The organism is Streptomyces sp. MK7 (genome assembly GCF_032658145.1).
GTDB classification, from domain to species: Bacteria; Actinomycetota; Actinomycetes; order Streptomycetales; family Streptomycetaceae; genus Streptomyces; species Streptomyces spiralis.
In genome coordinates, this window is record NZ_JAVACL010000002.1 from 39,370 (window position 1) to 62,061 (window position 22,692).

General features: G+C 72.3%; 21 protein-coding genes. 9 read left to right on the forward strand and 12 right to left on the reverse strand.

Features of this window, described 5'->3' with window-relative positions; translation table 11 throughout:
• Positions 1–79: 79 nt before the first annotated feature.
• Complete coding sequence (locus tag R2S09_RS02850; protein WP_306188403.1) at positions 80–1,498, reverse strand: HEAT repeat domain-containing protein; 1,419 nt, start codon at positions 1,496–1,498, stop codon at positions 80–82.
• Positions 1,499–1,820: 322 nt separating this feature from the next.
• Positions 1,821–2,225: an ankyrin repeat domain-containing protein gene (locus R2S09_RS02855; protein ID WP_316739641.1), complete on the reverse strand. Its 405-nt coding sequence runs from the start codon at positions 2,223–2,225 to the stop codon at positions 1,821–1,823.
• A 428-nt stretch (positions 2,226–2,653) separates the two neighbouring features.
• Between R2S09_RS02855 and R2S09_RS02860 the strand changes: the two genes are divergently transcribed.
• Together R2S09_RS02860 and R2S09_RS02865 are read left to right on the forward strand one after the other, a co-directional pair.
• On the forward strand, positions 2,654–2,848 hold the full coding sequence (locus R2S09_RS02860; RefSeq protein WP_306188406.1) for a hypothetical protein: 195 nt from the start codon (positions 2,654–2,656) through the stop codon (positions 2,846–2,848).
• 50 nt (positions 2,849–2,898) lie between these two features.
• Positions 2,899–4,479: a hypothetical protein gene (locus R2S09_RS02865; protein ID WP_306188408.1), complete on the forward strand. Its 1,581-nt coding sequence runs from the start codon at positions 2,899–2,901 to the stop codon at positions 4,477–4,479.
• A gap of 36 nt (positions 4,480–4,515) precedes the next feature.
• On the opposite strand, the gene R2S09_RS02870 is transcribed toward R2S09_RS02865, so the two are convergent.
• Entirely contained in the window at positions 4,516–6,015 is a 1,500-nt protein-coding gene (locus tag R2S09_RS02870) for a PLP-dependent aminotransferase family protein (RefSeq protein ID WP_306188410.1), read from the reverse strand.
• 100 nt (positions 6,016–6,115) lie between these two features.
• On the opposite strand from R2S09_RS02870, the gene R2S09_RS02875 reads away from it, so the two are divergent.
• From R2S09_RS02875 to R2S09_RS02890, 4 genes are all read left to right on the forward strand, one after another.
• Positions 6,116–6,769 carry a YitT family protein gene (locus R2S09_RS02875; RefSeq protein ID WP_306188412.1) on the forward strand — a complete coding sequence of 218 codons (654 nt, stop codon included), beginning with the start codon at positions 6,116–6,118 and terminating at the stop codon, positions 6,767–6,769.
• The gene (locus R2S09_RS02880) at positions 6,766–7,533 is read left to right on the forward strand and encodes a glycerophosphodiester phosphodiesterase (protein ID WP_316739642.1); all 768 of its coding nucleotides are present in this window, start codon (positions 6,766–6,768) and stop codon (positions 7,531–7,533) included. Before R2S09_RS02875 ends, R2S09_RS02880 begins: the two co-directional genes overlap by 4 nt.
• Positions 7,534–7,624: 91 nt before the next feature.
• Complete coding sequence (locus R2S09_RS02885; protein WP_316739643.1) at positions 7,625–8,971, forward strand: MFS transporter; 1,347 nt, start codon at positions 7,625–7,627, stop codon at positions 8,969–8,971.
• Between the two features lie 279 nt (positions 8,972–9,250).
• Positions 9,251–9,625 (forward strand): RNA polymerase-binding protein RbpA, encoded by a 375-nt coding sequence (locus tag R2S09_RS02890; protein ID WP_003977404.1) that lies wholly within the window; start codon positions 9,251–9,253, stop codon positions 9,623–9,625.
• Between the two features lie 211 nt (positions 9,626–9,836).
• Here R2S09_RS02890 and fxsA read toward each other — a convergent pair whose 3' ends face one another.
• The 4 genes from fxsA to R2S09_RS02910 form a co-directional block, all read right to left on the reverse strand.
• A complete protein-coding gene (gene fxsA, locus R2S09_RS02895; RefSeq protein WP_316739644.1) occupies positions 9,837–10,394 on the reverse strand; it encodes an FxsA family membrane protein in 558 nt (185 codons plus the stop codon).
• Between the two features lie 41 nt (positions 10,395–10,435).
• Positions 10,436–11,236 (reverse strand): polyprenol monophosphomannose synthase, encoded by an 801-nt coding sequence (locus R2S09_RS02900; RefSeq protein ID WP_306188419.1) that lies wholly within the window; start codon positions 11,234–11,236, stop codon positions 10,436–10,438.
• A gap of 585 nt (positions 11,237–11,821) precedes the next feature.
• On the reverse strand, positions 11,822–13,426 hold the full coding sequence (locus R2S09_RS02905; protein WP_316739645.1) for an amidohydrolase: 1,605 nt from the start codon (positions 13,424–13,426) through the stop codon (positions 11,822–11,824).
• A gap of 428 nt (positions 13,427–13,854) precedes the next feature.
• A complete protein-coding gene (locus tag R2S09_RS02910) occupies positions 13,855–14,295 on the reverse strand; it encodes an Lrp/AsnC family transcriptional regulator (RefSeq protein WP_306188601.1) in 441 nt (146 codons plus the stop codon).
• A gap of 238 nt (positions 14,296–14,533) precedes the next feature.
• Here R2S09_RS02910 and R2S09_RS02915 point away from each other — a divergent pair, with 238 nt between their 5' ends.
• The gene (locus R2S09_RS02915; protein ID WP_306188422.1) at positions 14,534–14,971 is read left to right on the forward strand and encodes a hypothetical protein; all 438 of its coding nucleotides are present in this window, start codon (positions 14,534–14,536) and stop codon (positions 14,969–14,971) included.
• A 156-nt stretch (positions 14,972–15,127) separates the two neighbouring features.
• Entirely contained in the window at positions 15,128–15,376 is a 249-nt protein-coding gene (locus R2S09_RS40510) for a hypothetical protein (RefSeq protein WP_078917231.1), read from the forward strand.
• Here R2S09_RS40510 and R2S09_RS02920 read toward each other — a convergent pair.
• From R2S09_RS02920 to R2S09_RS02940, 5 genes are all read right to left on the reverse strand, one after another.
• Positions 15,339–16,511, reverse strand: coding sequence for an acyl-CoA dehydrogenase (locus tag R2S09_RS02920; RefSeq protein WP_306188424.1), 1,173 nt, complete (start codon positions 16,509–16,511; stop codon positions 15,339–15,341). The two genes, R2S09_RS40510 and R2S09_RS02920, sit on opposite strands and share 38 nt — an antisense overlap.
• Before the next feature lie 258 nt (positions 16,512–16,769).
• On the reverse strand, positions 16,770–17,429 hold the full coding sequence (locus R2S09_RS02925) for a TetR/AcrR family transcriptional regulator (RefSeq protein WP_316739646.1): 660 nt from the start codon (positions 17,427–17,429) through the stop codon (positions 16,770–16,772).
• Between the two features lie 119 nt (positions 17,430–17,548).
• On the reverse strand, positions 17,549–18,919 hold the full coding sequence (locus tag R2S09_RS02930; protein WP_306188428.1) for a peptidase C39 family protein: 1,371 nt from the start codon (positions 18,917–18,919) through the stop codon (positions 17,549–17,551).
• A 206-nt stretch (positions 18,920–19,125) separates the two neighbouring features.
• Positions 19,126–20,652: an amino acid permease gene (locus R2S09_RS02935; protein WP_372337708.1), complete on the reverse strand. Its 1,527-nt coding sequence runs from the start codon at positions 20,650–20,652 to the stop codon at positions 19,126–19,128.
• Between the two features lie 36 nt (positions 20,653–20,688).
• The gene (locus R2S09_RS02940) at positions 20,689–21,645 is read right to left on the reverse strand and encodes a hypothetical protein (protein ID WP_306188430.1); all 957 of its coding nucleotides are present in this window, start codon (positions 21,643–21,645) and stop codon (positions 20,689–20,691) included.
• A 248-nt stretch (positions 21,646–21,893) separates the two neighbouring features.
• On the opposite strand from R2S09_RS02940, the gene R2S09_RS02945 reads away from it, so the two are divergent.
• Positions 21,894–22,514, forward strand: a complete 621-nt coding sequence (locus tag R2S09_RS02945; protein ID WP_306188605.1) for a uridine kinase — start codon at positions 21,894–21,896, stop codon at positions 22,512–22,514.
• The last annotated feature ends 178 nt before the right edge of the window (positions 22,515–22,692 follow it).

The following is a 22,692-nucleotide window of genomic DNA, read 5'->3' on the forward strand; positions in this document are numbered from 1 at the left end:
CCGGACGTTCACGTGACGGGCAGACCGAGGCCGGACCGGGACGTCCACGCGGCCGGCAGGTCGGAGCCGAACCCGGACGTCACGCGGCCGGCAGGTCGGGGTTGATCCGGCTGCGTACGGCCGTCTGGACCTCGGCCTCCTCGGCGGGGTCGGCGGCGAGCCGCCGCAGCTGCTCGACGACCCGGGTGTCGCCGGTCTCGGCGTACCGGGCGGCGAGTTCGCGGGTGGTCTCCTCGCAGTCCCACAGGCACTCCACGGCGAAGCCCGCGGGGAAGGAGGGGTCGGTGGCGGCCAGCGCGCGGGCGGCGCGGCCGCGCAGATGGGAGGAGGCGGTCTCGCGGTAGACGTGCCGCAGGACGGGTGCGGCGCAGGTGATGCCGAGGCGGCCGGTGCCGTCGACGAGGGCGCACAGGGTGGGTGCGTCGGGGCCTTCGCCCCGGACGGCCTCCCGGAGGGCGGCGAGGACGAGGTCGCGGTCCCGGGCTCCGCCGCGGCAGGCGAGCATCCGGCCGGCGGCGGCGCCCAGCGGGTCGGGGCGGCGGGCCCAGCCGCGGGCCCGGTCCACGGCGGCGACGCTGCGCATGCGTTCGAAGGCGTCCACGGCGGCCTCCACTACGCTGGCCGAGCCGTCGGACACGGCGGACTCGATCAGGTCGAGGGCATCGGGATCGTTGCCGTCGGCGAGGTAGCGCAGGGCGGTGCAGCGGGCGCCGTCCGTGCCCTGCCGGGCAGCTCGGAGGATCTCGGGCCGGTCCTCGGGACCGGCCACGGCGGCCAGGCAGCGGGCGGCCGGGACATGGAGGGCGGCGCCGCGGTCGATGCCCTGCTGGGCCCACTCGAACACGGCCTGCACGCTCCAGCCCGGGCGTGGCCCGGTGGGCCGCAGCTGTCGCTGCCAGCGGTCGAAGCAGCCGGCCTCGTGGGCGGCACGCACGCGCGTGGCGATCGATGCGCGCGAATCCTCCGCCCACAGCCGCCACGGCCGTGGCTCGAAAGCATCGCGTACGGCGGCGGCCAGCTCGGCCTCGCCCGCGGCGTCGGTGGAGAAGCGCGCGAGCACGGGCGCGGCCAGCGCGCGCAGCCCGGCGTCGTCGTCGCGCAGCGCCAGTTCGTCCAGGGCCCAGGCCCAGTTGGCGCCGGTCGCGGCGTACCTGCGCAGCAGCACGAGCGCGTCCCGCCTGCCGTAGGAGGCGAGGTGCCCGAGGACGGCGAGGGCGAGCCCGGTGCGGGACTCGTCGGTGTCGAGGGCGTCCTCGGGGTCGAAGAGGTGCGCCTCGATGGCGTCCAGCTCGCCGTTCAGGTCGAGGTAGAGCCGGGCGTAGTACAGGGAGCGGTTCTCCACCTGCCAGTCGTGGCGGGGGTCGTGCAGCACGCAGTGGTCGAGAGCCGCGAGCGCTTCGGCGCGCGGGGCGGTGAGCGCGTGCAGTGTGCCGTCGCCGCGGCCCCGCTGGAGCAGGCCGAGCAGCGTACCGCTGGGCGCTATGACCGGATCGAACATGGGAAACAGCCTCACATCAAGCGTCGACGCAACCGGGGAACACGCACTACCTGGCCGCGTGACAACACGTCGGGGCGCCCGCCGTCTCTTGCTTGCTGTAGACCATCTTCCTCTGCCTCTCGTCGGTGGCCCATGCGGACCGATCACGGTCCGCGCGGTGCGGCAACACCTGCCCAGCCATCGCGTCCGTGAATCACGACGTCATGATGACCCGGCGTCCGTGCCGCCGCGACCGAAATTTCCGGCGGCCCCGTACCGCCTCCCCCGTTTTCGGTGTCTTTACTGGTCTGAACGGTGTTTCAGCAGTCCGCGGCGCGGGGGTTCACTGCTCGCTCGGCTGCTCGCCGAACAGCCTCAGCAGCTCGGTCCGGCCGAACATCCGTGCCGTGTCCAGGGCCGACGGCGTGCCCGCGGAGGGGTCCGCGCCGCCCTCCAGCAGGGCCTTGATCACGTCCTGTTCACCCTTGAAGACCGCTCCGGCGAGGGGTGTCTGGCCCCGGTCGTTGACGCGGTCGGCATCGGCGCCACGTGCCAGCAGCGCGCGGACGGCGTCGGCGTGGCCGTGGTAGGCGGCGAGCATCACCAGGGAGTCGCCGCGGTCGTTGGTGAGGTCGGCCGGGACGCCCGCGTCGACGTACGCCACGAGCGCCTCGGTCCGCCCCTGCCGGGCCAGATCGAAGATCTTGGTCGCCAGCTCCACGACCTTGGGGTCGGGGGCTTCACTCATGGCCGGACCGCCTCTCACTGCGAGCGTTGGGGACTGCGGGTAGCGCGTGGGTACTGGTACTGCTGGTACTGCTGGTACTGCTGGGGACTGGTACTGCTGGTACTGCCGGGGAGTGCGTGCGGGTGCCGCTTCGCGGACCTGCGGGGAGAAGCGTACGACCGCGAGCGCTGCTCGGCCGTACGGGTGAATCGCCAGGGTACTGGCTCGCGCGGCACATGGTCCGGGGCACCCGAGGCAAAGATCACCACTGACCCGGGGCACAGGACAGGGCGTACAGGACCGGACTGTTCAGCGACCCCGCCCACCGACTCCGCCGACCGAGGGAAATCGAACGAAATTCACCCAGTTGCACCTTTTGTCATATGGATACATCCTGTGATGCTGGAAGGACTCAGGGTGACTGTCCCCTCGACACCAGGAGATCTCTCATGATCCTCTCCATCTCAGGCGTCGTCCTGTTCGGCACCATCGGCTTCATCTTCTTCCGCAAGGACGGGCTGAAGCCCTCACACGCATGTGTGTCGGTCCTGTTCGGTTTCTACCTCGCGAGCACCGCCGTCGCCCCGAGCATCAGAGCCGGCGGCGAGTCCCTGGCGAGCCTGCTCGGTGGCATGAGGTTCTGACGCCACCCACCCCGGGGACCCCTCGCCCGTACGTACGACAGGAGGCAGCAGTGGCCCGGCGCCCACTCCCCCGCATTCTGAGCACAGGCAGCGCGCAGCTCGCCCGGAGCCGGGAGCTGGCCCGGACGGCGGCGGACAACGCCACGGACATCCTCCACCCGCTGATCACCATCGCCCGCGGTCTGTGCCGGCTCGCCGCGGCCGGCCGGCGCAGATGGGTGGACACCCCCAAGGACCGGCGCGGGCCGCTGCTGTTCCTGGTGGCCTCGGTGATCCTGGTCCTGATGATGGTGCCGTACGGCCCGCTGCTCGCCACCGTCGTAGTGACGGCGGCGGCAGCCTGGCTCGGCCGCGACCGCGCACCGGCCGAGCCCGAGGGCCCCGACGAGTCGCACGTCCGCCGTCTGTCCTCGCTGTACGAGGCGCTGGTGCCGTACTTCTCGGCCGCCGAGGACCCGGCGCCGCTGTACGCGCACGGCGGTCAGTGGGAGAAGGCCTTCCCCTCGTACACGTTCGACGACTCGGGCCGCGTCTCCCACCTGCTGATCCGCTATCCGGCGTACTTCACCGACGGCGAGCCCGAGGCACGCGCCCGGATCGAGCACCTGCTCTCCGCCAAGGCCGGCCGCGGCCGCGAGTACCTCTTCGCCTGGGACGAGGAGGGCAACGAGCTCTCGGTCACCGCGCTCGCCCCGCTGCCCACCGGCATTCCGGCCCAGCGGTTCGTCACGGCGCCCGGCGAGACCGTGCTGGGATTCACCGATCCGAGCGAGGTCCAGCGCACGCTCCCTCTCGCCTTCGGCGAGAAACAGCACGATGTGCCGCCGGTCGTCTGGCGGACGGGCCAGCGCTCGACCGAGCCCCACCTGCTGGCCATGGGCCAGCCGGGCAGCGGCACCTCCACACTGCTGCGCTCGATCGCGCTCCAGGCCCTCCAGCACGGCGACGTGCTCGTCGTCGACGGCGGCGGCACCGGCGAGTACGCCTGTCTGACCGGCCGTGACGGCGTCCTGGCCGTCGAGTGCGGGCTGGCCGGGGTGCTGGCGAGCCTGGAGTGGGCCGCCACCGAGACCGAGCGGCGGCTGATCGCCGTCAACCGTGCGCGGCAGGCGGGCCACCCGCCGCCGGACGACACCAGGCGCCCGCTGTGGCTGCTGCTCGACCGGCCGACCGCCTTCACCCACCTGGCCGCCGCGAACGGCCGCAAGGATCCCCAGGCGCTGCTCCAGGTGCCGCTGCGGCACGGCCGTGCGGTCAACGTCACGGTCGTCGTGGCCGAGCAGTTCGACAGCGCGGAGGCGCTCGGTGATCCGCTGCGGCAGCACACCCGCGCGCGGGTCGTGCTCGGGCCGGCGACGGCGGAGCAGGTCAAGGCGGTGCTGGGGGTGCCGCCGCACACGACGGCGCCGCCCGTCTTCCCGCCCGGGCGGGGGTATGCGCGGCTGGGCACAGGGGCCGTGCACCGGCTCCAGGTTCCGGCGACGCCCGATCCGTACGACGACTCGGTGAGTGAGGGGTTGCGGGAGGCGGTGCTGGAGTTGTTGCCGGCGAAGACGATGCCGGCGGACGGGGAGACGGTGCCGGAACCCGGGGAGGCCGTGGCTGAGGCTGCTGTGGCCGAGCCGTCCTGAGGCTGCGGCTGTACGGCTGCGGCTGTGCGGCCGCGCCTACGCCACGAACGTCCTCGGGGACTCGCCGTTGCCCGATGCTCCTGTTTCCACCAGGCGGGCCGCTGCCGCGAGCCGCGTCGCGGCTTCCTCCGCCACCGCTCCTGAGACCGTGAACGGCAGGCGGACGTAGCCCTCGAAGGCGCCGTCGACCCCGAAGCGCGGGCCGGAGGGGACCCGTACGCCCACGCGCTCGCCCGTTTCAGCCAGGCGGGACCCGGACAGGCCGCCGGTGCGCACCCACAGGGTCAGGCCGCCCCGCGGGACCTCGAACTCCCAGTCGGGCAGCTCGCGCCGGACCGCCGCGACCAGGGCGTCACGGTTGTCGCGGGCCTGGCCGCGCCGGACCTCCACGGCCTTCTCCCAGCCACCGGTGCTGAACAGCCAGTTCACGGCCAGCTGTTCGAGCACGGGGGTGCCCAGGTCGGCGTAGGCGCGCGCGGCGACCAGGCTGCGGATCACGTCGGGGGCCGCCCGCACCCAGCCGATGCGCATCCCGGCCCAGAAGGCCTTGCTGGCGGACCCGACGGTGATCACCGTGGAGCCGGCCGGGTCGAAGGCGCACACCCGCCGGGGCATCTTCAGGTCCGGTTCCAGGTACAGCTCGCTCATCGTCTCGTCGACGACGAGCACGGTCCCCGCGGAGCGGGCCGCCTCGACCAGACGGCGCCGCTGGTCCTCGTCGGCGAGGGCGCCGGTCGGGTTGTGGAAGTCGGCGACGACGTAGGCGATCCGGGGCGCGGCCTCCCGCAGCACCTGGCGCCAGCGGTCCAGGTCCCATCCGGTGAGCCCCTCGGCCATGGCCACCGGAACCAGCCGGGCGCCCGCCTCCCGCATCAGCTGGAGGATGTTGGCGTAGGACGGCGACTCCACGGCGATGCGCTCGCCGCGCCCGCCGAAGAGGTGGCAGATGGCGTCGATGGCGCCCATGGCGCCCGTCGTGACCATGATCTGCTCCGGCATGGTCGGGATCCCGCGCGCGGTGTACCGCTCGGCGATCATCGAGCGCAGCGCGGGCAGGCCGGCCGGGTAGTCGCCGTGCGTGTGGGCGTACGGCGGCAGTTCCTCCAGGGCACCCTGCACGGCGCGGGTGAGCCAGGGTTCGGGGGCCTGGAGGGCCGCGGTGCCCAGGTCGATCATCGAGCCCAGTGCCTCCGGGGGCAGGGGTTCGAGCCCCCGCGCGGGCAGCGGGTTGCCGGCCGGGACGGCCGTCCAGCTGCCCGCGCCGCGCCGGGACTCCAGGAACCCCTCGGTGCGCAGCGCCTCGTAGGCGGCGGCGACCGTGGTGCGGCTGACGGACAGGGCCAGGGCCAGCTCGCGTTCGGCGGGCAGCCGGGCGGCCACCGGCACGCGGCCCTCCAGGACCAGCAGCCGGATGCCGTCGGCGAGGGCACGGTAGGCGGGCGGGCGGCGGGTGCCGGGACCGGCCGGGCGCTTCTGCTGGGAGACGAGCAGCCGAGCGAGCTGCGTGGCGCCCACCGCCGAAGTCCACTGCGCCATGACGACCAGTCCACCTTCCCTGAATTGGCCATGGATGGGTTGTGTTCCCCCGCCACAGAGTGTCACGAGTCAGGCCACTTCCACCACCAGGGGGGACATTTTGTCCACGCAGGGCCGCCTCGGGCGGCGACTCCTTCAGCTCTACGCCGGTCTCGTCCTGTACGGCGTCAGCTCCGGGCTCCTCGTCGAGGCGGGCCTCGGCCTGGAGCCGTGGGGTGTGCTGCACCAGGGGCTGGCCGAGCTCAGCGGCCTGACCATCGGTGTGGTGTCGATCGTCGTGGGCGCGGCGGTGCTGCTGCTGTGGATCCCGCTGCGCCAGCGGCCCGGCCTGGGCACGGTCTCCAACGTCGTCGTCATCGGCCTTGCCATGGACGGCACGCTCGCCGCGCTGCCGGGCGTCCACGCCCTGGCCGTGCGGATTCCGCTGCTCCTGGCGGCCATCGTGCTCAACGGGGTGGCCACCGGTCTGTACATCACCGCCCGTTTCGGACCCGGGCCCAGGGACGGGCTGATGACCGGGCTGCACCGGCGCACCGGCCGTTCGATCCGGCTGACGCGGACGGTGGTGGAGGTCGTGGTCGTCGTCACCGGGTTCGTCCTCGGCGGCACCGTCGGGGTCGGCACCCTGCTGTACGCCGTCTCGATCGGCCCACTGGCCCAGCTCTTCCTGCGTCTGTTCGCCGCGCCGACGGCCACCGGCGGCAGCACGGCCGTTGCCGCGGCGTCACCCGAAGGAGTGATACTGCGTCCGTGACCACACCCGCACGCCACCCGTTCCTCGACCACCCGGGGCCCCTCGCCTTCGCCCACCGCGGCGGAGCCGCCGACGGGCTGGAGAACACCGTGGCGCAGTTCCGGCGGGCGGTCGAACTCGGTTACCGGTACATCGAGACCGATGTGCACGCCACTGCCGACGGCCGGCTGGTCGCCCTCCACGACGCGACCCTGGACCGGGTGACCGACGGCGCGGGCCGGATCGCGGACCTGCCGTGGGAGGACGTGCGGCACGCGCGCGTGGCGGGCAGGGAGCCGGTGCCGCTCTTCGAGGAGCTGCTGGAGACCTTCCCCGAGGTGCGCTGGAACGTCGACGTCAAGGCGGAGCCCGCGCTGGGGCCGCTGCTGGACCTGATCGCGCGGACGGACGCCTGGGAGCGGGTCTGCGTGGGCTCGTTCTCCGAGGCACGCCTGGTGCGGGCCCAGCGGCTGGCCGGAGAGCGCCTGGCGACGTCGTACGGGACGCGCGGGGTGCTGGCGCTGCGGCTGCGCTCCTGGGGTGTGCCGGCCAGGCTGCGCCGGTCCGCCGTGGCCGCGCAGGTGCCGCTCTCCCATGCGGGCGTGCCGGTGGTCGATCCGCTGTTCCTCCGCGCGGCCCACGCGCGCGGGCTGCAGGTGCACGTGTGGACGATCAACGAACCGGAGCGAATGCACCGGCTGCTGGACCTCGGTGTCGATGGCATCATGACCGATCACATCGACACGCTGCGCAAGGTCATGGAGGAGCGGGGCGTCTGGGTCTGAGCCCCGGCGCCGTCTCGGGACCACCAGGTCCGGGCTCCGGCCCGGTCCATGGATCATGCGCGGCATCTGCGGCGGGGAAGCGAGGGCACGGGTGGGCACCGGTACCGTGCGGACACAGACGGACGACGAGGCCGCCGGGCGGCGGCGCGAGCAGCGCGGCTGGTACTTCTACGACTGGGCGTGCTCCGTCTACTCGACCAGCGTGCTCACCGTGTTCCTCGGCCCGTACCTCACCTCGGTCGCCCGGTCGGCTGCGGACGCGGACGGGTTCGTGCATCCGCTGGGGATCCCGGTGCGGGCCGGATCGTTCTTCGCGTACTGCGTCTCGGCGTCGGTGATCCTGGCGATCCTGGTGATGCCGGTCGCGGGTGCGGCGGCCGACCGCACCGGCCGCAGGAAACCGCTGCTGGCGGCCGCCGCGTACACGGGTGCCACCGCGACGACGGGCCTGTTCTTCCTGGACGGCGACCGCTATCTGCTGGGCGGCGTGCTGCTGGTCGTCGCCAATGCCTCGGTGGCCGTCTCGATGGTCCTCTACAACTCCTACCTGCCGCTGATCGCGCCGCCGGACGAGCGGGACGCGGTCTCCTCCCGCGGCTGGGCCTTCGGCTACGCGGCCGGTTCCCTGGTACTGGTGGCGAACCTGGTGCTGTTCACCGCCCATGACTCCTTCGGTGTCCCCGAGGCGACGGCGGTGCGCATCTGCCTGGCCTCGGCGGGGCTGTGGTGGGGCGTCTTCACCCTGGTTCCGCTGCGGCGGCTGCGCGACCGGCGCACGGCCCCGACCGCGGTGCCGGTGCACGGCTGGCGTCAGCTGGCGGCCACGATCCGGGACATGCGGGGCAAACCGCTCACCCTGGCCTTCCTGCTGGCGTACCTCGTCTACAACGACGGCATCCAGACCGTGATCTCCCAGGCCTCGGTGTACGGCTCGGAGGAACTGGGACTGAGCCAGTCCACCCTGATCACCGCGGTACTGATGGTGCAGGTGCTCGCGGTGGCGGGCGCCCTGGGGATGGGGCGGCTGGCGCGGAGGTACGGAGCGCAGCGCACGATCCTCGGGTCGCTGGTCGCCTGGACGGTCACCCTGGGGGCCGGGTACTTCCTGCCGGCCGGGGCACCGGTGTGGTTCTTCGTACTGGCGGCCGGGATCGGGCTGGTCCTCGGCGGCAGCCAGGCGCTGTCCCGGTCGCTTTTCTCACATCTGGTCCCGCCCGGCAAGGAGGCCGAGTACTTCTCCGCGTACGAGATGAGCGACCGCGGCATGAGCTGGCTCGGGCCACTGCTGTTCGGGCTCACGTACCAGCTGACCGGGAGCTATCGGGACGCGATCATCTCGTTGGTGGCGTTCTTCGCGATCGGATTCGTCCTGCTCGCCCGGGTCCCGGTGCGGCGGGCGATCCACGACGCGGGCAATCCGGTTCCTGATCGGATTTAGCACTCCGGACGAAAGGGCGGTAGTGTACGCGTTTGGCCTGCCAGGCGTACCGTTACTGCGCGTCAAAGATGCCGAAACGCTGGGTGACATCTCCTTGCAGATGTGACAAACCGGGCGCCGGTGGGTACTGCACTGGTTGACAAGGCTGCGGCTACGACGGCGACGCATGACCCGGAACGGGACATCGGAACGGGAATCTTTACCGCCGACCGGACGTTGACCGGATGACGACGACAGCGACACCTGTCCTGTGGGCGACAAGCCCGGGAGGCACGATTCATGAGTGAGCGAGCTCTTCGCGGCACGCGCCTCGTGGTGACCAGCTACGAGACCGACCGCGGTATCGACCTGGCTCCGCGCCAGGCCGTGGAGTACGCATGCGAGAAGGGGCACCGTTTCGAGATGCCCTTCTCGGTCGAGGCGGAGATCCCGCCGGAGTGGGAGTGCAAGGTCTGCGGGGCCCAGGCACTTCTCGTGGACGGCGACGGTCCTGAGGAGAAGAAGGCGAAGCCTGCGCGTACGCACTGGGACATGCTGATGGAGCGGCGCACCCGTGAGGAGCTCGAAGAGGTCCTCGAGGAGCGTCTCGCCGTTCTGCGCTCCGGTGCGATGAACATCGCCGTCCATCCCCGGGACAGCCGCAAGAGCGCGTAGTCCCTGCGGGGCTCGGGCGGCCGGTTTTCAGTGCACGTAAGTTATCGCGGGCGCCGTACGTCATGGTGACGTACGGCGCCCGCGGTTTGCCGTGGGTAGGGTTTTCGTTTTCCTGCGGATATGTGGGGTCACTGTTCCTGGGGGCTGCGCCCCCAGACCCCGCTTCGGACTTGACGGCCTCGTCCTCAAACGCCGGACGGACTGGTAGCACTCATCGAGTCAGAGGTGGGCGCTGCTCACTCGGGGGCTCGGTCGGCTCGTCCCTGATCACTTCGCCCTGGACGACCTTGCCGTCGGGGCGGCGGATGCGGGCCTGCTGGAAGGCGTCGCCCAGGGTGCCGGGGGCGGCCTCGCGGAGTCTGCGGTCGACCGTGCGCTCGGTGTAGCGGCCGACGGCGCGCTGGACCGGCGGGATCAGCAGGAGCAGGCCCACCGCGTCCGAGATCACGCCGGGGATCATCAGGAGCAGACCACCCAGCATCATCAGGCCGTTGCCGCCGCGGCGCGAGGAGGGGGCGCCGCCCCGCTGCAGTGCCTCGTTGAGGTTCTGGAAGGCGCGGCGGCCCGCCCGTTTGATCACCACGGCGCCGAGCACGAAGGCGGCGAGCAGCAGCAGGAAGACCGTGAACCCGCCCGCCGCGCCCGCGACCACGGTCAGCAGCCAGACCTCCAGCACCAGCCACACCGCGATGCCCAGCGGCAGCAGCCTGCGCGGCCGGGAGCGACGGGGCCGGGTGGAGTACGGAGAGGTCGGAGCGCCTGTCGTCATACTCCCAGTGTGCCTGGCGTCTGCTCAGCGCCGGATAAGTGCTATCCCGGGGACTTGTCGCCCCGGCCGGTGATCCTGGTCACCCGCTCCCCCACGCCCCAGGCGGTCACCCGCCACAGCGCCTCCACGAGGATGTCGCGGCTCATCTTGGAATCGCCGAGTTCGCGCTCGACGAAGGTGATGGGGACCTCGACGACGTGGTAGCCGGCCTTCACGGCGCGGCGCGCCAGGTCGACCTGGAAGCAGTAGCCCTGCGAGGCGACCTCGTCCAGCCCCAGGCCCTCGAGGGTCTCCCGGCGAAAGGCGCGGTAGCCGCCGGTGATGTCCCGCAGCGGCAGGTCGAGGGCGAGACGCGAGTACAGGCTGCCGCCCCGGGAGATGAACTCGCGGGTCCTGGGCCAGTTCACCACGCGTCCGCCCGGCACCCAGCGGGAACCGAGCACCAGGTCCGCGCCCTTGAGGGCGGTCAGCAGGCGGGGCAGTTCCTCGGGCTGGTGGGAGCCGTCGGCGTCCATCTCGACCAGCACGCCGTAGTCGCGCTCCAGGCCCCAGCGGAAGCCCGCGAGGTAGGCGGCGCCGAGGCCCTCCTTGCCCGTGCGGTGCAGCACGTGGACCTGCGCGTCCTCGGCGGCGAGCTCGTCGGCGAGCTTGCCCGTGCCGTCGGGGCTGTTGTCGTCGGCCACGAGGACGTGCGCCTCGGGGACGGCCTTGCGCACCCGGCCCACGATCGCCTTGATGTTCTCCGCCTCGTTGTAGGTCGGAATGATCACCAAGGCCGTGCCGAGCGGGCCGAACCGCCTCTCCTGGCCCCGAGCCACGCGGGTGCCGTCGCCGTCGTTCACTGCTGCCCCTTCATGTCCATACGCAGGGGACCACCATAGTGGCCACGGCCTGCGGGTATGCGACACCACGTGCGTACAGGGGTGTCAATTCGGCAAGAGCGGGGTAGGGACGCTCTCTTCGGGATGTGTTTCCGAGTGTGCCGGACGGGCCGCAAGGATCGGTTGTGCCGCGGGATCCGCGGTGCTGCGGAGGGGGGCCCGGCGCCCTTCGGGCCGACCTGGGACCCGCTGGCTGCGGATCGACCGAGAGCCGTTGTCTACTGAGCGGCCGGGCCCCACCCGGGTCACACCCTGCCGACCGTCCGGAACGTTCCCCCGCCGACGCGGACGCTGCGCCTGGCTCCCGTGACGGTGACCCGGTGCGGCACACCGTCCCTGACCCAGCGGCACTGCGACACGGGTACGGAAGTTCCCAGGTCGGGCGTCCGGTGGTGGACCCGGCAGAACCTACCGGCCCCCTGCCGTCGGCTGTCAAACAGTCATGTGAGGGGCCCCGTCGCCCGCCCCGAGCGGGTTGGCGCGGAGGATTCCCAGGTCGCGCGACGGGCACGCGCGCCCGGATCGTCACCGAGCCGGCCCTGGAGATCACTCGCCCGGCCGTACGAAGACCGTCCGTCCGCCGACCACGGTCCGCAGACAGAGGGGCAGGTCACGGCCCGGGTGGAGGTCGGGCAGGCCGGGAGTGCCGGAGCGGGGATCGGTGGACCAGCGCGCCACCCGGTCGTCGGGGGCCTGGACGACGAGCTCGTCCGTGCGCCAGACGGCGTAGTCCGCCGGGGCGCCGGGCACCAGGACGCCCGCGTCGTCCCTTCCGACCGCCCGCCAGCCGCCGCGTGTGTGGGCGGTGAAGGCGGCGCGCACGGAGACACGGTGCTCGGGGGTGCGGTGGAAGGCGGCCGCCCGGACCGTGCCCCACGGGTCCAGCGGCGTGACCGGGCTGTCGGAGCCGAAGGCGAGGGGTACGCCGGTGCGCAGCAGGGTCGCGAAGGGGTTCAGCGTACGGGCCCGCTCGGTGCCCAGGCGCTGTGCGTACATGCCGTCCTCGCCGCCCCACAGCGCGTCGAACGCGGGCTGAACGGAGGCGGTCAGCCCGAGGTCGGCGAAGGCCGCGACGGTCTCCGGGGTGAGCATCTCGGCGTGCTCGACGCGGTGCCGCGCGGCGCGCACGCGGGCCAGGCCCACCTTCTCGGCGGCGGCGCGCACACCCTCGACGACGGCGGTGACTGCGGCGTCGCCGATGGCGTGGAAGCCGGCCTGGAGGCCCGCCTCGGTGCAGGCGATGACGTGGGCGGCGACGGCACGGGCGTCCAGGTAGGCGGTGCCGGTGTGGTCGGCGTCGGAGTACGGCGTGTGCAGGCAGGCGGTGTGCGAGCCGATGGAGCCGTCGACGAACAGGTCGCCGGCCGCGCCGAGCGCGCCCAGCTCCCGTGCCTTGTCGACGTCCTCCTCCGCCCAGTAGCCGACGACACGGGGGCCGGGTTGCTCGGCGGCGAGCCGGAGCAGGCTCGTGAAGTCGTCCTCGGAGGAGATGTCCGGACCACCGCACTCGTGCACCGAGCCGATGCCCAGGGAGGCCGCGTGGGCGAGCGCGACGCGCTGCGCCTCGGTGCGCTGGGCGGGGGTGACCGCGCCGAACGCCGCGGCGCGCACCGCGTGGTGGGCGTCGGCGGTGAGCGGACCGTCCACGGGCCCCAGCCCGCCGCCCACCAGGTCGAGCAGGGCGGTGGTGACGACGGCGGAGTGGACGTCGATCCGGCTGAGGTAGAGGGGGCGGCCTCCGGTGGCCTCGTCGAGTTCCGCTCGCGTCGGGGGGCGGCCGCCGGGCCAGCGTGCCGCGTCCCAGCCGTGGCCGAGCAGGACCTTGTCGTCCGGGCGGGCGGCGGCGAAGTCCCGCACCCGGGCCAGGGCCGCCTCCAGGGAGGGCGCGTCGGACAGGTCGAGGCCGGTGAGCGCGAGGCCGGTGGCGGTGGTGTGTACGTGGGCGTCGGTGAACGCGGGGGTGACGAGGGCGCCGTCCAGGTCGATCACCTCGTCGACACCGCCGGCGAACGCGTCGGCCGCGCCCTCCGAGCCGACCCAGGCGACATGTCCCGCCTCGACCACCATCGCGGTCGCGAACGGGTCGGCGGGACTGTGGACCTCGCCGCGGCGTAGAAGAACGGTCTGCGGTTCGGCGTTGCGCTCACTCATGACCACCAGTCTCCCGCCTCCCCGGATCGAACCCGCACGCAGGGCGGCCGCACAGCGGGACACAGCTGTCCTCCCGGACCCGCGAGCGGGCATGCGGCGTCTCTGACCTCACCGGAGGAGGTCGCAGGCGCGGAGACGGACACGGGGAGGCCGCCCGCGGCGGGCGAGCGCACCGGAAACCGCGGACACGCCGCGTCCGGCGCCGACGCGTGGCGGACGGCACCGCTCGGACGAGTGGCGGGCCGGGCCGGACGCGAGGCGGGCGCGCCAGGCCTCCGGCCCTACGCGACCCCGGCCGGGACCGACTGAGTCAGCCGGATACCCCGACGGCTCAGGCCACGACCACGCACTGGAGGTCCCCGGCACACCGCAGGCGCCACGCCGGGCGCGGTGATCGGCGGGCTGAACGGGCCGGAGGGGGGCCCGGGTCAGATGCGGGGCGGGCGTGCCTCGTAGGGGGTGGAGAGGACCACTGTCGTGCGGGTCGAGACGCCGGCCAGGCTGCGGACGCGGGCCAGGAGTTCTTCCAGTTCGTGGGGGGTGGCCACGCGTACCTTGAGGATGTAGTTCTCGTCGCCGGCCACGCTGTGGCAGGCCTCGATCTCCGGGACGCCGGCCAGGCGGTCCGCGATGTCGTCGGGGGCGCTGGGGTCGAAGGGTTTGACCGAGATGAAGGCGGTCATGGGCAGGCCCACCGCCTCCGCGTCGACGACCGCGGCGTAGCCGCGGATGACGCCACGCTGCTCCAGCCGCCGCACCCGCTGGTGCACGGCCGACGTGGACAGGCCCGTGGCCTTGCCCAGGTCGGTGTAGCTCATCCGCCCGTCCTTGACGAGCAGCTGCACGATCTGTCGGTCCAGCTCCTCCATGGCGCAAGAACCTACAGTGCGGCTGATCTCCTCGGATACCTCGGCGGCCCAGGTCATGCCCCGTTCGCCGGGCGGCGGATCCCTCTCGGCGAGCACCTGCGCGCGGCATGTGACGAACGCCACAGCTCCCGGGCGCTCTCCGTGATGTTCTCGTGATTACCGCCGAGACCGGACGGGAAATGCTTGCTGTGGTCGAGGCCGCAGCGCCTTCACGGCCCAGCCTTAGGGGGAGAATCCCATGCAGAGTCTTAAGCGCCCTGGTCGTTCCGTGCCCATGCGGCAGCAGCCGGTCATCGAGCCTCAGCCGGAGGGCGTCGAACCCGGCGACTTCGACGGCGAGGAGATCGACGCCTACGACACCTTCGAGATGTACCGGGTGATCTGCCCGGAGTGCGCGCAGCCCATCGCCCTGCTGGCGGACGAGGAGGTCCTGCCGGAGCACGCGCTGTGCGCCTCGCCGTGGAACCCGTTCGGCCTCACGGTCTGCGCCGGCACCGGCCGCAAGGCCTCGGACGCCCGGCCGGCGGACGAGTCCGTCGAGCCGCAGGAACAGCAGACCGCCCTGTTGTTGACGCTCCCCCAGGGGCTCGACTGGCGGACGCAGCCCTTCTCGCACGTCGGCGGCCCGGGCTCGCGCCCCATGCGCGTGCCGACGATGCGCCGCCACGCCGCCTGAAGCGGGCGCTCCCACCTCCGGCACCTGCCCTGCACCACGGCGCACGGACCGCCCTGGTGCAGGACCAGTGCGCCGCGACGCGGGCCGGACGCCGGTGAACTCACTCTCGATTCCGGCGATCGGTGACCTGTCCGCCCGGCACCGCGTTGCCCAGGTATGACCCTCATCCAGTCGGCGACCGGGCGCCGGCGCCGGATCTTCGTGCCACCGCCCGCGGAACCGGTTCCGCCCGCGCCGCCGCAGCTTCCGGACCCGCCGATCTACCGCGACATGGTGCGCGCGTGGGCCGACCGGGGCCGCACCCTGCCGGGGCGCCACGACCCGGAGTGGGTCCGGCTCGCCGCGCCCTTTCCCGGCCTGGGGCAGTTCAGCGGGTCTCGGGACCCGCGACGTGACGGGCGATGACCATCCGCTGGATCTGGTTGGTGCCCTCGACGATCTGCAGCACCTTCGCCTCACGCATGTAACGCTCGGCCGGGAAGTCCGCGGTGTAGCCGTACCCGCCGAGCACCTGGACGGCGTCGGTGGTGACCTTCATCGCCGTGTCCGTGCAGAACAGCTTGGCCATGGCCGCCTGCCGCGCGAACGGCCGGCCCGCGTCGCGCAGCCGCGCCGCCGCCAGGTACAGCGCGCGGCCCGCCTCGATCTGCGTCGCCATGTCGGCGAGCATGAAGCGCAGCCCCTGGAAGTCGGCGATCGGCCGTCCGAACTGCTGCCGGTCGGTGGCGTAGGCGACCGCCTCGTCGAGCGCCGCCTGGGCGAGTCCGATGGCGCACGCGGCGATACCGAGCCGCCCCGAGTCCAGCGCGGACAGCGCGATGGCGAAGCCCTGGCCCTCCTCCCCGAGCCGGCGGTCGTCGGAGACCCGCACCCCGTCGAGGTGGATCTGCGCGGTCGGCGAGCCCTTCAGGCCCATCTTCTTCTCCGGTGCCGCCGCGCTCAGCCCCTCGGCGTCGCCGGGCACCAGGAAGGCCGTGATCCCGCGCGGTCCCTCCGCGCCCGTGCGGGCCATGACCGTGTAGAAGTCGGCGATCCCGCCATGGGTGATCCAGGCCTTGGTGCCCGTGATCACCCAGTCGTCACCGTCCCGGACCGCCTTGGTGCGCAGCGAGGCGGCGTCGGAGCCGGAGGCGGGCTCGGAGAGGGCGTAGGCGCCGAGCAGGCCGCCGCCGAGCATGGCGGGCAGGTGCTCGGTCTGCTGCTCCTTGGTGCCGTAGGCGGCCAGCCCGTAGGCGGCCAGGGTGTGCACGCTCAGCCCCAGGCCGACGGTGAGCCGGGCCGCGGCCAGCTCCTCCAGGACCTGGAGGTACACCTCGTACGGCTGGTCGCCGCCGCCGTACTCGGAGTCGTAGGGCAGGCCGAGGAGCCCCGATCGGGACATCAGGGTGAAGACCTCGCGCGGGAAGCGTCCGGCGTCCTCCTCCTCGGCCGCCTTCTGGGCGATCTCGTGCTGCGCGATGTCGCGGACGAGTGAGATCAGATCCCGGGCCTCGTCCGTGGGCAGTTGCCGGTCCACCGGCTGCGGGGCGCGGTCGGGCATGGCGACGCTCTCCTCCCTGTCGGGCACATCGGCGGACGTGCGCCTTGGGTGGGGCGGCTCCGCCGGAGTCTTCCTCAGCCGGCCGATGCTCGCGCTCTCGGGTCACGGAAGCGGCTGACCAGCGGCTGTGCGCTGTGAGTATGCCCGATCGGCGGCACGGAGTCACCGGTTAACGACCGCTTACTTCAAGAAAGGGCCGACCGCCTCCCGCAGCACCGGACCGGACGGCCGCTGTCGGGGCGGTTCCGGCCGTCCTTCTCAGCCGTCCCGGCGGGCGGCGGCGGGGGCGGGATAGGCCGGGTCCAGTTCCTCCACGGCCCGCAGGGCGCCGCCCAGCGTCCTCACCAGCAGTTCGCGCATGGCGTCGCGGGAGAGTTCCGGGCGGTCGATCCAGTCCAGGGTGGCACCCTCGACGCCGCACACCCAGGAGAGCAGGCCCATCCGGGCGAGCGGCGCGACGGCGGCGCGGCCGTAGGCGCCCTCCGCGATGGTCGCGACGATCGCCTCGCGCACGCCGTCGCGGATGGCGTGCACCTCCGCGTCGAAACCGACGCCGCCGCTGACGATGGTGCGGTAGGCGGCCTGGTTGTGCTCGGCGTAGCGGAGATAGCCGTCGACGGTGCGGTGCACCCGCTCCACGGCCGGAAGGTCCCGGCCGCTTCCCGCGAAGGTGACGAAGTCGGCGACCGAGTCCTCGACGATGGCCAGGTAGTAGCCGCGCTTGGACTGGAAGTAGTAGTAGATCAGCCCCTTGGCGACATGGGCCTGCCGCGCGATGTCGTCCATCGACAGGGCGTCGTAGGAGGTGTCGGCGAACAACCGCCGCCCGATCGCGATGAGTTCGGCGCGACGTGCCGATGAACGCTCGGTGCCGCGCACCCGGGGGTGGGCGCTCTCGCGGTGTTCACTCGTATTCAATTTCGGCCCCGGTCTCCAACTGGCGGTCGACGCCCGCAGTATGGCAGGTCCGGGTATGAGTCAGCTCACAGAGCGCACAGAGGGAAAGGCCCCGGTCTCCCGGGGCCTTTCGCCCGCGGTCAGCGCACACCCACCGCCGCGAGCGCCATGCGCTGACGGGGGGTCGGGTGCGCCGGGAAGTAGAGGTAGCAGACGCCGCCGCTGCCGGAGACGACCTTGCCGGAGGCGTTGTACCGCTTGGTCCTGAGCCAGATGTTCTCGAACTCCCGGCGCAGGTACACGCGCCGCACCGCCGCGTCGCTGGGTGAGGCCGGGTCGTTGGCGATCACGTCGCCGTCGGCGGTGAAGCCGATGACCGTCATCAGGTGGCCGGAGGTGCCGTAGCCCGCGCCCGTCAGCTCGGTCTTGAGGAAGGACTGGGACGTTATGGCCGGGATCCCGGCGGCGATCAGCGTCTCCACGTCGTTGAGGGAGCCGAGGCGGGTGACGACGCCCTGCAGTCCGTCGAAGGTCGCCGCGTAGGCCGCGTTGAAGGGCCAGTTGCCGCAGCCCGCGTACTGGTAGTCGTACGTGGACCGGGCCGCGTGGCAGACCTGGGGGTCGGCGTAGGACGGGTCGACCCAGGAGAGCTGCTCCGGGGTGAGCCGGCCGCCCCAGTACTCGATGATCATCTGCGAGGAGGTGGGGCTGCACCAGGCCTCGCCGCCGTTGTCGTACTGGGGGTACTGGCCCGCGTGGATCTCCTGCGAGAAGCGCGGGACGATCAGTTCTCCGGCGGGTGCGGCGGGTGCGGAGGCGGCGACGGTGAAGCGGTCGGGGATGTCGGAGCCCATGGCGCCGACGCGCCACACCGTCGGGGTGAGGCCGGTGCCGGGCCTGCGGTACAGGGTGAGACGGAGCCGGTAGGAGGTCAGGCGCAGGCCGGAGGCCGCGTCGTCGATGGAGAAGGTGTCCGTCCAGATGGTGCTTCTGCCGTCGGTCTGGTCGTCGACGGAGGTCCGTTTGATGTCCTGGTCGCCGGCCGCCCAGCGGCCCATGACGTACCAGGGGGTGTCCGTGCCGTCGGAGTACGTGCCCTGCAGTTCCACCTGCAGCCAGGTGCCGGCCGGGGTGTGGGCGTTCCAGGAGGCGATCGCCTCGGTCGCGGGGACCGAGAGCCGGTGGACCGGGCCGGTCCAGGTGGCGTACTCCCAGGTGGCGGTGGTGCCGGTGTGCGGGTCGGCGTAGTCGGTGGTGCCGGCGGGGGCGGCGATCTGGAGGCCGGGGCGCAGGCCCGCGAAGGGGCGGGTGCCGTGGGAAGCGCCCGAGCGCCAGTCGATGTACGTGGTCCAGGCGCGGTAGTCGACCGGGCGGGTGGAACTCGCGGCCGTGTGTGCGGTGGTGGCGGTGCGCTCCGTCGCGGCGGCCGTCGGGGCGGTGGCGCCGGCCACGGCGGCGGCGACCGCGGCGGTCAGGACGGATCTGCGGGACAGGTGTTCGGCACTGCTCATGAGTGGGAGACCCCCAGGTGTCCGAGTCGGGGCGGGAGCGGGTCCGTGCACGGCAATGGGCCCACTATGGCCGCGGGGACCGGCGCCTGCCAGCACTTCGGCACACGCCACGGCTACCAATATTGGTCTCTGCCAGTGGCATCACCTGGGGCCCTTGCAGCGGGGCGAGCCCCCGGCCCTCGGCACCGGGGGCGAGCCCCTGTGCGTCAGATCAGGTCCATCGCCGCCACCTCGTCCGGCCGGCCGTAGCTGACCGGCCCCTGGAAGCGGCGGCGGGCCGTGGCGAACCACCACAGGGTGGCCACGAGCAGGACCACGGCCAGGGCGACGGGCGCGTAGTTGAAGGAGTCGACGGTGATCGGGGAGGCCTGCGGCAGCATGAACAGCACGCTGCTCAGGGCGATCCAGGTGACGGCCACGATTCCCACCGGGCGGCCCCAGCGGCCCAGGTGCCAGGGGCCCGGCTGGAACTCCTCGCCCAGGCGCAGACGGAGCAGGATCGGCACGGCGTAGGCGAGGAACAGCCCGACGACGTTGACGCTGACGATGGCGGTGAAGGCCGTGTGCGACCACCAGCCGGGCAGGACCAGTGCCAGGGAGCAGGCCACGGCCAGCCAGACCGCCTTGACGGGGGTGCGGGTGCGCGGGGAGACCGAGTGCCACCAGCGGGAGCCGGGCATGGCGCCGTCCCGGGAGAAGGCGAAGATCTGCCGCGTGTTGCTGGTGAGGTTGGCCAGGCCGCAGAAGAGCATGGCACCGATCACGATCAGCAGGAGGGCCTTGGCGGTGCCGAGGCCGAGCGCGTCGATGAGGATCTGCACGGGCGGTGCGTCCGCGGCCGCCACATGGCCGTAGTCGCGAATGCTGAGGACCAGGGCGAGCATGAGGATCAGACCGGTGACGGCGGAACAGCCGATGGCGCGGGTAATGCCTCGCGGTGCGTTGACGGTCGCCCGGACCGTTTCCTCGGACATGTGGAAACTGCCGTCGAAGCCGGTGAAGGTCCAGCTGGTGACCAGCAGGCCGAGCATGCCTCCGTAAAGTCCGCTCGTGAAGCCGGTGTTGTTCGCGAAATGCGTGACGAAGGACGCGGGACGGTGGTGGTCGGGGACGGCCACGAGAGCCGTCACGATCACCACGAGACCGATGAGCAGCCACCATACGGAGATCCGGTTCAGGACGGCGACCAGCTGGACCGTATAGGTGTTGGCCAGTCCCTGGACCACGATGATCAGCGCCGTGATCAGCACCGTCTGGTGCGCCGTGGGCCGGTAGGAGGGCCACTGGAGGGCGATGAAGGCCTGGACGAAGGTGGCCGCCGCGTAACCGGTGGCCGCGGTGCCGCCGACCTGGCCGACGAAGTTCAGCCAGCCGGTGAACCAGGACCAGGCTCCCTCGTGCCGTTTGGCGAGTTTTCCGGCCGAGAAATACAGCGCACCACTCGTCGGATAGGCGGAGGCCACTTCGGCCATCGCCGCACCGATGAAGAGCACCATGACGGACACGCCGATCCAGCCGAATACGAGAATGCGTGGACCGCCCGCGTTCATCCCGAATCCGAAAGACGAGAAAATACCCGAGATGACGTTGATGATGGTGAAGGATATGGCGAAGTTGTCGAACGCCTTGAAGCGCCGGGTGAGTTTTCTGGGATAGCCCATCGCGTGCAGGGTGGCGTCGTCGTCGAGGGCGTTCGGGTCGGCCTCGGCATGGGCCGTCGTCCGCTCCGGCATGTGTCGGCCTTTCTCTCGGTGGGGGGTGGGGCGAGGTCAGGGCGTGGGGGGCACGGGCAGGCCGCAGGCGCGCCGGGCCCGGGAGAGCTGCTCGACGGGGTCGCCGAAGACGCACCACGGCATGCGTGAGGCGTAGGGACCCATGGCGGTGAGGACCGCGCGGGCCTCGAACTCACGCCCGCCCTGGACCAGGGCGTGGGCGAGGTAGGCCAGGTCGAGTACCGGGGTGAAGCGGTGACCGGCCACCGTGGGCAGCCAGTTCTGGTAGATGGCGAGCGCGGTGGAGCGCCACTGCGGCTGTTCCCAGACGCGGCCGGCGAGCAGTCGGGCCGGGTCGTGGCTGTCCACCAGGGCGACCAGCGGCAGCAGCCGCAGCGCGGAGTCGGCCGGTGCCCGCTGGCCGAGGAAGGCGGCGACGTCCCAGGCCGCGTTGACCGAGCCGCCGTACCGGGTGAAGAAACAGGCGAGGAAACGGTGGTGGGCCTCGCGGTGCCAGGGGTCGAGGGAGAGGATGTGGGCGAACAGCCGCCAGGGTCCGGGCGGGGCGGTGAGCAGCCCCTGAGGTGCCGGATCGCGCAGCCGGTGCAGCCGGGCCATGGCCAGTTTGGCGACCCATGGGGTGGGGTCGGCGGGGGCCATGGCCGCGGCCCGTTCGCAGGCGGACAGTGCTATCCGCTCCAGCGGTTCGGCCCGCGGGTCGAGGGTGTCGGCGGCGCGCAGCGCCCTGAGCACGGCCACCCGCGCCCACACCAGCGCGGCCTCGGGTACGGGCTCCTCGGCCAGCCAGTGCTCGGCGAGGTCGGAGTCGGCGGCCTCGGAGGCCACCACCAGCGAGCGGTGGGCCCGAAGCGCGAAGTCGTCGCGGGTCTCGGCGAGGGCGGCCCGGGCGCTCGCCCAGCGGCCGGCCCGGACGTCGACGCACGTGCTCGCGAGAACGCGGTCGTCCGCCGCCGGGTGCCAGACATACTGCCCTTCGAATAACCCAGCGGCCATCTACCCCGTCCGTCCCCGTACGACGCCTCGCAGTTGCGCATCAGGCACTTTACTCATCACCGGGCACAACCGGAACGCCGTTTTCGATATGTCCACCGATGGATTCCCGGCGGGAATAGGGCGGGTTTGGTGGGCGTTCGCTCGGTAGTTCAATTCGACACTATTCGAGGGGTGCCTATCGGGGCAGGTGGGGGCGGCCGCTAGAATGTTCCTCGCACATATGCCGCCACCTCGCCCCGGGAATCGCCATTCACGCCCTCGCCGCCCGCATCCGGGACCTCCCGCCGTCCTGCGGCCCCGTCCGCCTGGTCGGCGTCGACGGGCACGCGGGCTCCGGGAAGTCCACGTTCGCCGGCCACCTGGCCGCGGCGCTGGGCGGCGCCCCCGTGCTGCACCTGGACGACATCGCCAGCCATGAGCAGCTGTTCGCGTGGGACGGACGGCTGCTGACCGAGGTGATCGAGCCGCTGACCCGGGGCGCGACGGCCTCGTACTCCCCCTACGACTGGCGCGCCCGGCGCTTCGGTCCCGCCCGCGCGCTGCCGCCGGCGCCGGTGGTGCTCGTCGAGGGCGTGGGGGCCGGCCGCCGGACGCTGCGCCCGCACCTGGCCCGCCTGCTGTGGATGGAGGTGCCCCGCGAGGAGTCATGGGCCCGGGGGCGGGCCCGGGACGGGGAGGAGCAGCGGGAGTTCTGGGCCGGATGGGTCGAGGCGGAACACCGGCACTTCGCCGGAGACCCGTCGCGGCCCTTCGCGGATCTTCTGGTGCGGCAGTTGGCGCAGGGATACGAGGTGCTCACGACGCCCGCCGGGACCCTTGAAACGGACCGGAGCGTCACTCACCGTGACGGATCACCGGCGATGTGGTGAACCTGTGAAGACCCTTGCGGAGGAACTTGGCTGAGTACCTCAACTCCGCTTGACCGGGGGACCATACAGGTCTTACGTTCTCAATGTGCGGTCGAGACGGACCGCCCGCAGTCGCGAAGCCCCCGGTTGTTCCCCCGTGATCGGGGGCTTCGTTCTGCCCGCGTTCGGTTTTCCGGAC

What these genes read in the sequence shown, in the direction of transcription:
- R2S09_RS02855 (WP_316739641.1), bottom strand. Translation starts at nt 2,225, where the DNA reads ATGAGTGAAGCCCCCGACCCCAAGGTCGTGGAGCTGGCGACCAAGATC.
- R2S09_RS02905 (WP_316739645.1), bottom strand. Translation starts at nt 13,426, where the DNA reads ATGAGTGAGCGCAACGCCGAACCGCAGACCGTTCTTCTACGCCGCGGC.
- R2S09_RS02930 (WP_306188428.1), bottom strand. Translation starts at nt 18,919, where the DNA reads ATGAGCAGTGCCGAACACCTGTCCCGCAGATCCGTCCTGACCGCCGCG.
- R2S09_RS02910 (WP_306188601.1), bottom strand. Translation starts at nt 14,295, where the DNA reads ATGGAGGAGCTGGACCGACAGATCGTGCAGCTGCTCGTCAAGGACGGG.
- R2S09_RS02940 (WP_306188430.1), bottom strand. Translation starts at nt 21,645, where the DNA reads ATGGCCGCTGGGTTATTCGAAGGGCAGTATGTCTGGCACCCGGCGGCG.
- fxsA (WP_316739644.1), bottom strand. Translation starts at nt 10,394, where the DNA reads ATGACGACAGGCGCTCCGACCTCTCCGTACTCCACCCGGCCCCGTCGC.
- R2S09_RS02915 (WP_306188422.1), top strand. Translation starts at nt 14,534, where the DNA reads ATGCAGAGTCTTAAGCGCCCTGGTCGTTCCGTGCCCATGCGGCAGCAG.
- R2S09_RS02890 (WP_003977404.1), top strand. Translation starts at nt 9,251, where the DNA reads ATGAGTGAGCGAGCTCTTCGCGGCACGCGCCTCGTGGTGACCAGCTAC.
- R2S09_RS02870 (WP_306188410.1), bottom strand. Translation starts at nt 6,015, where the DNA reads ATGGCGCAGTGGACTTCGGCGGTGGGCGCCACGCAGCTCGCTCGGCTG.
- R2S09_RS02850 (WP_306188403.1), bottom strand. Translation starts at nt 1,498, where the DNA reads ATGTTCGATCCGGTCATAGCGCCCAGCGGTACGCTGCTCGGCCTGCTC.
- R2S09_RS02935 (WP_372337708.1), bottom strand. Translation starts at nt 20,652, where the DNA reads ATGCCGGAGCGGACGACGGCCCATGCCGAGGCCGACCCGAACGCCCTC.
- R2S09_RS02860 (WP_306188406.1), top strand. Translation starts at nt 2,654, where the DNA reads ATGATCCTCTCCATCTCAGGCGTCGTCCTGTTCGGCACCATCGGCTTC.
- R2S09_RS40510 (WP_078917231.1), top strand. Translation starts at nt 15,128, where the DNA reads ATGACCCTCATCCAGTCGGCGACCGGGCGCCGGCGCCGGATCTTCGTG.
- R2S09_RS02920 (WP_306188424.1), bottom strand. Translation starts at nt 16,511, where the DNA reads ATGCCCGACCGCGCCCCGCAGCCGGTGGACCGGCAACTGCCCACGGAC.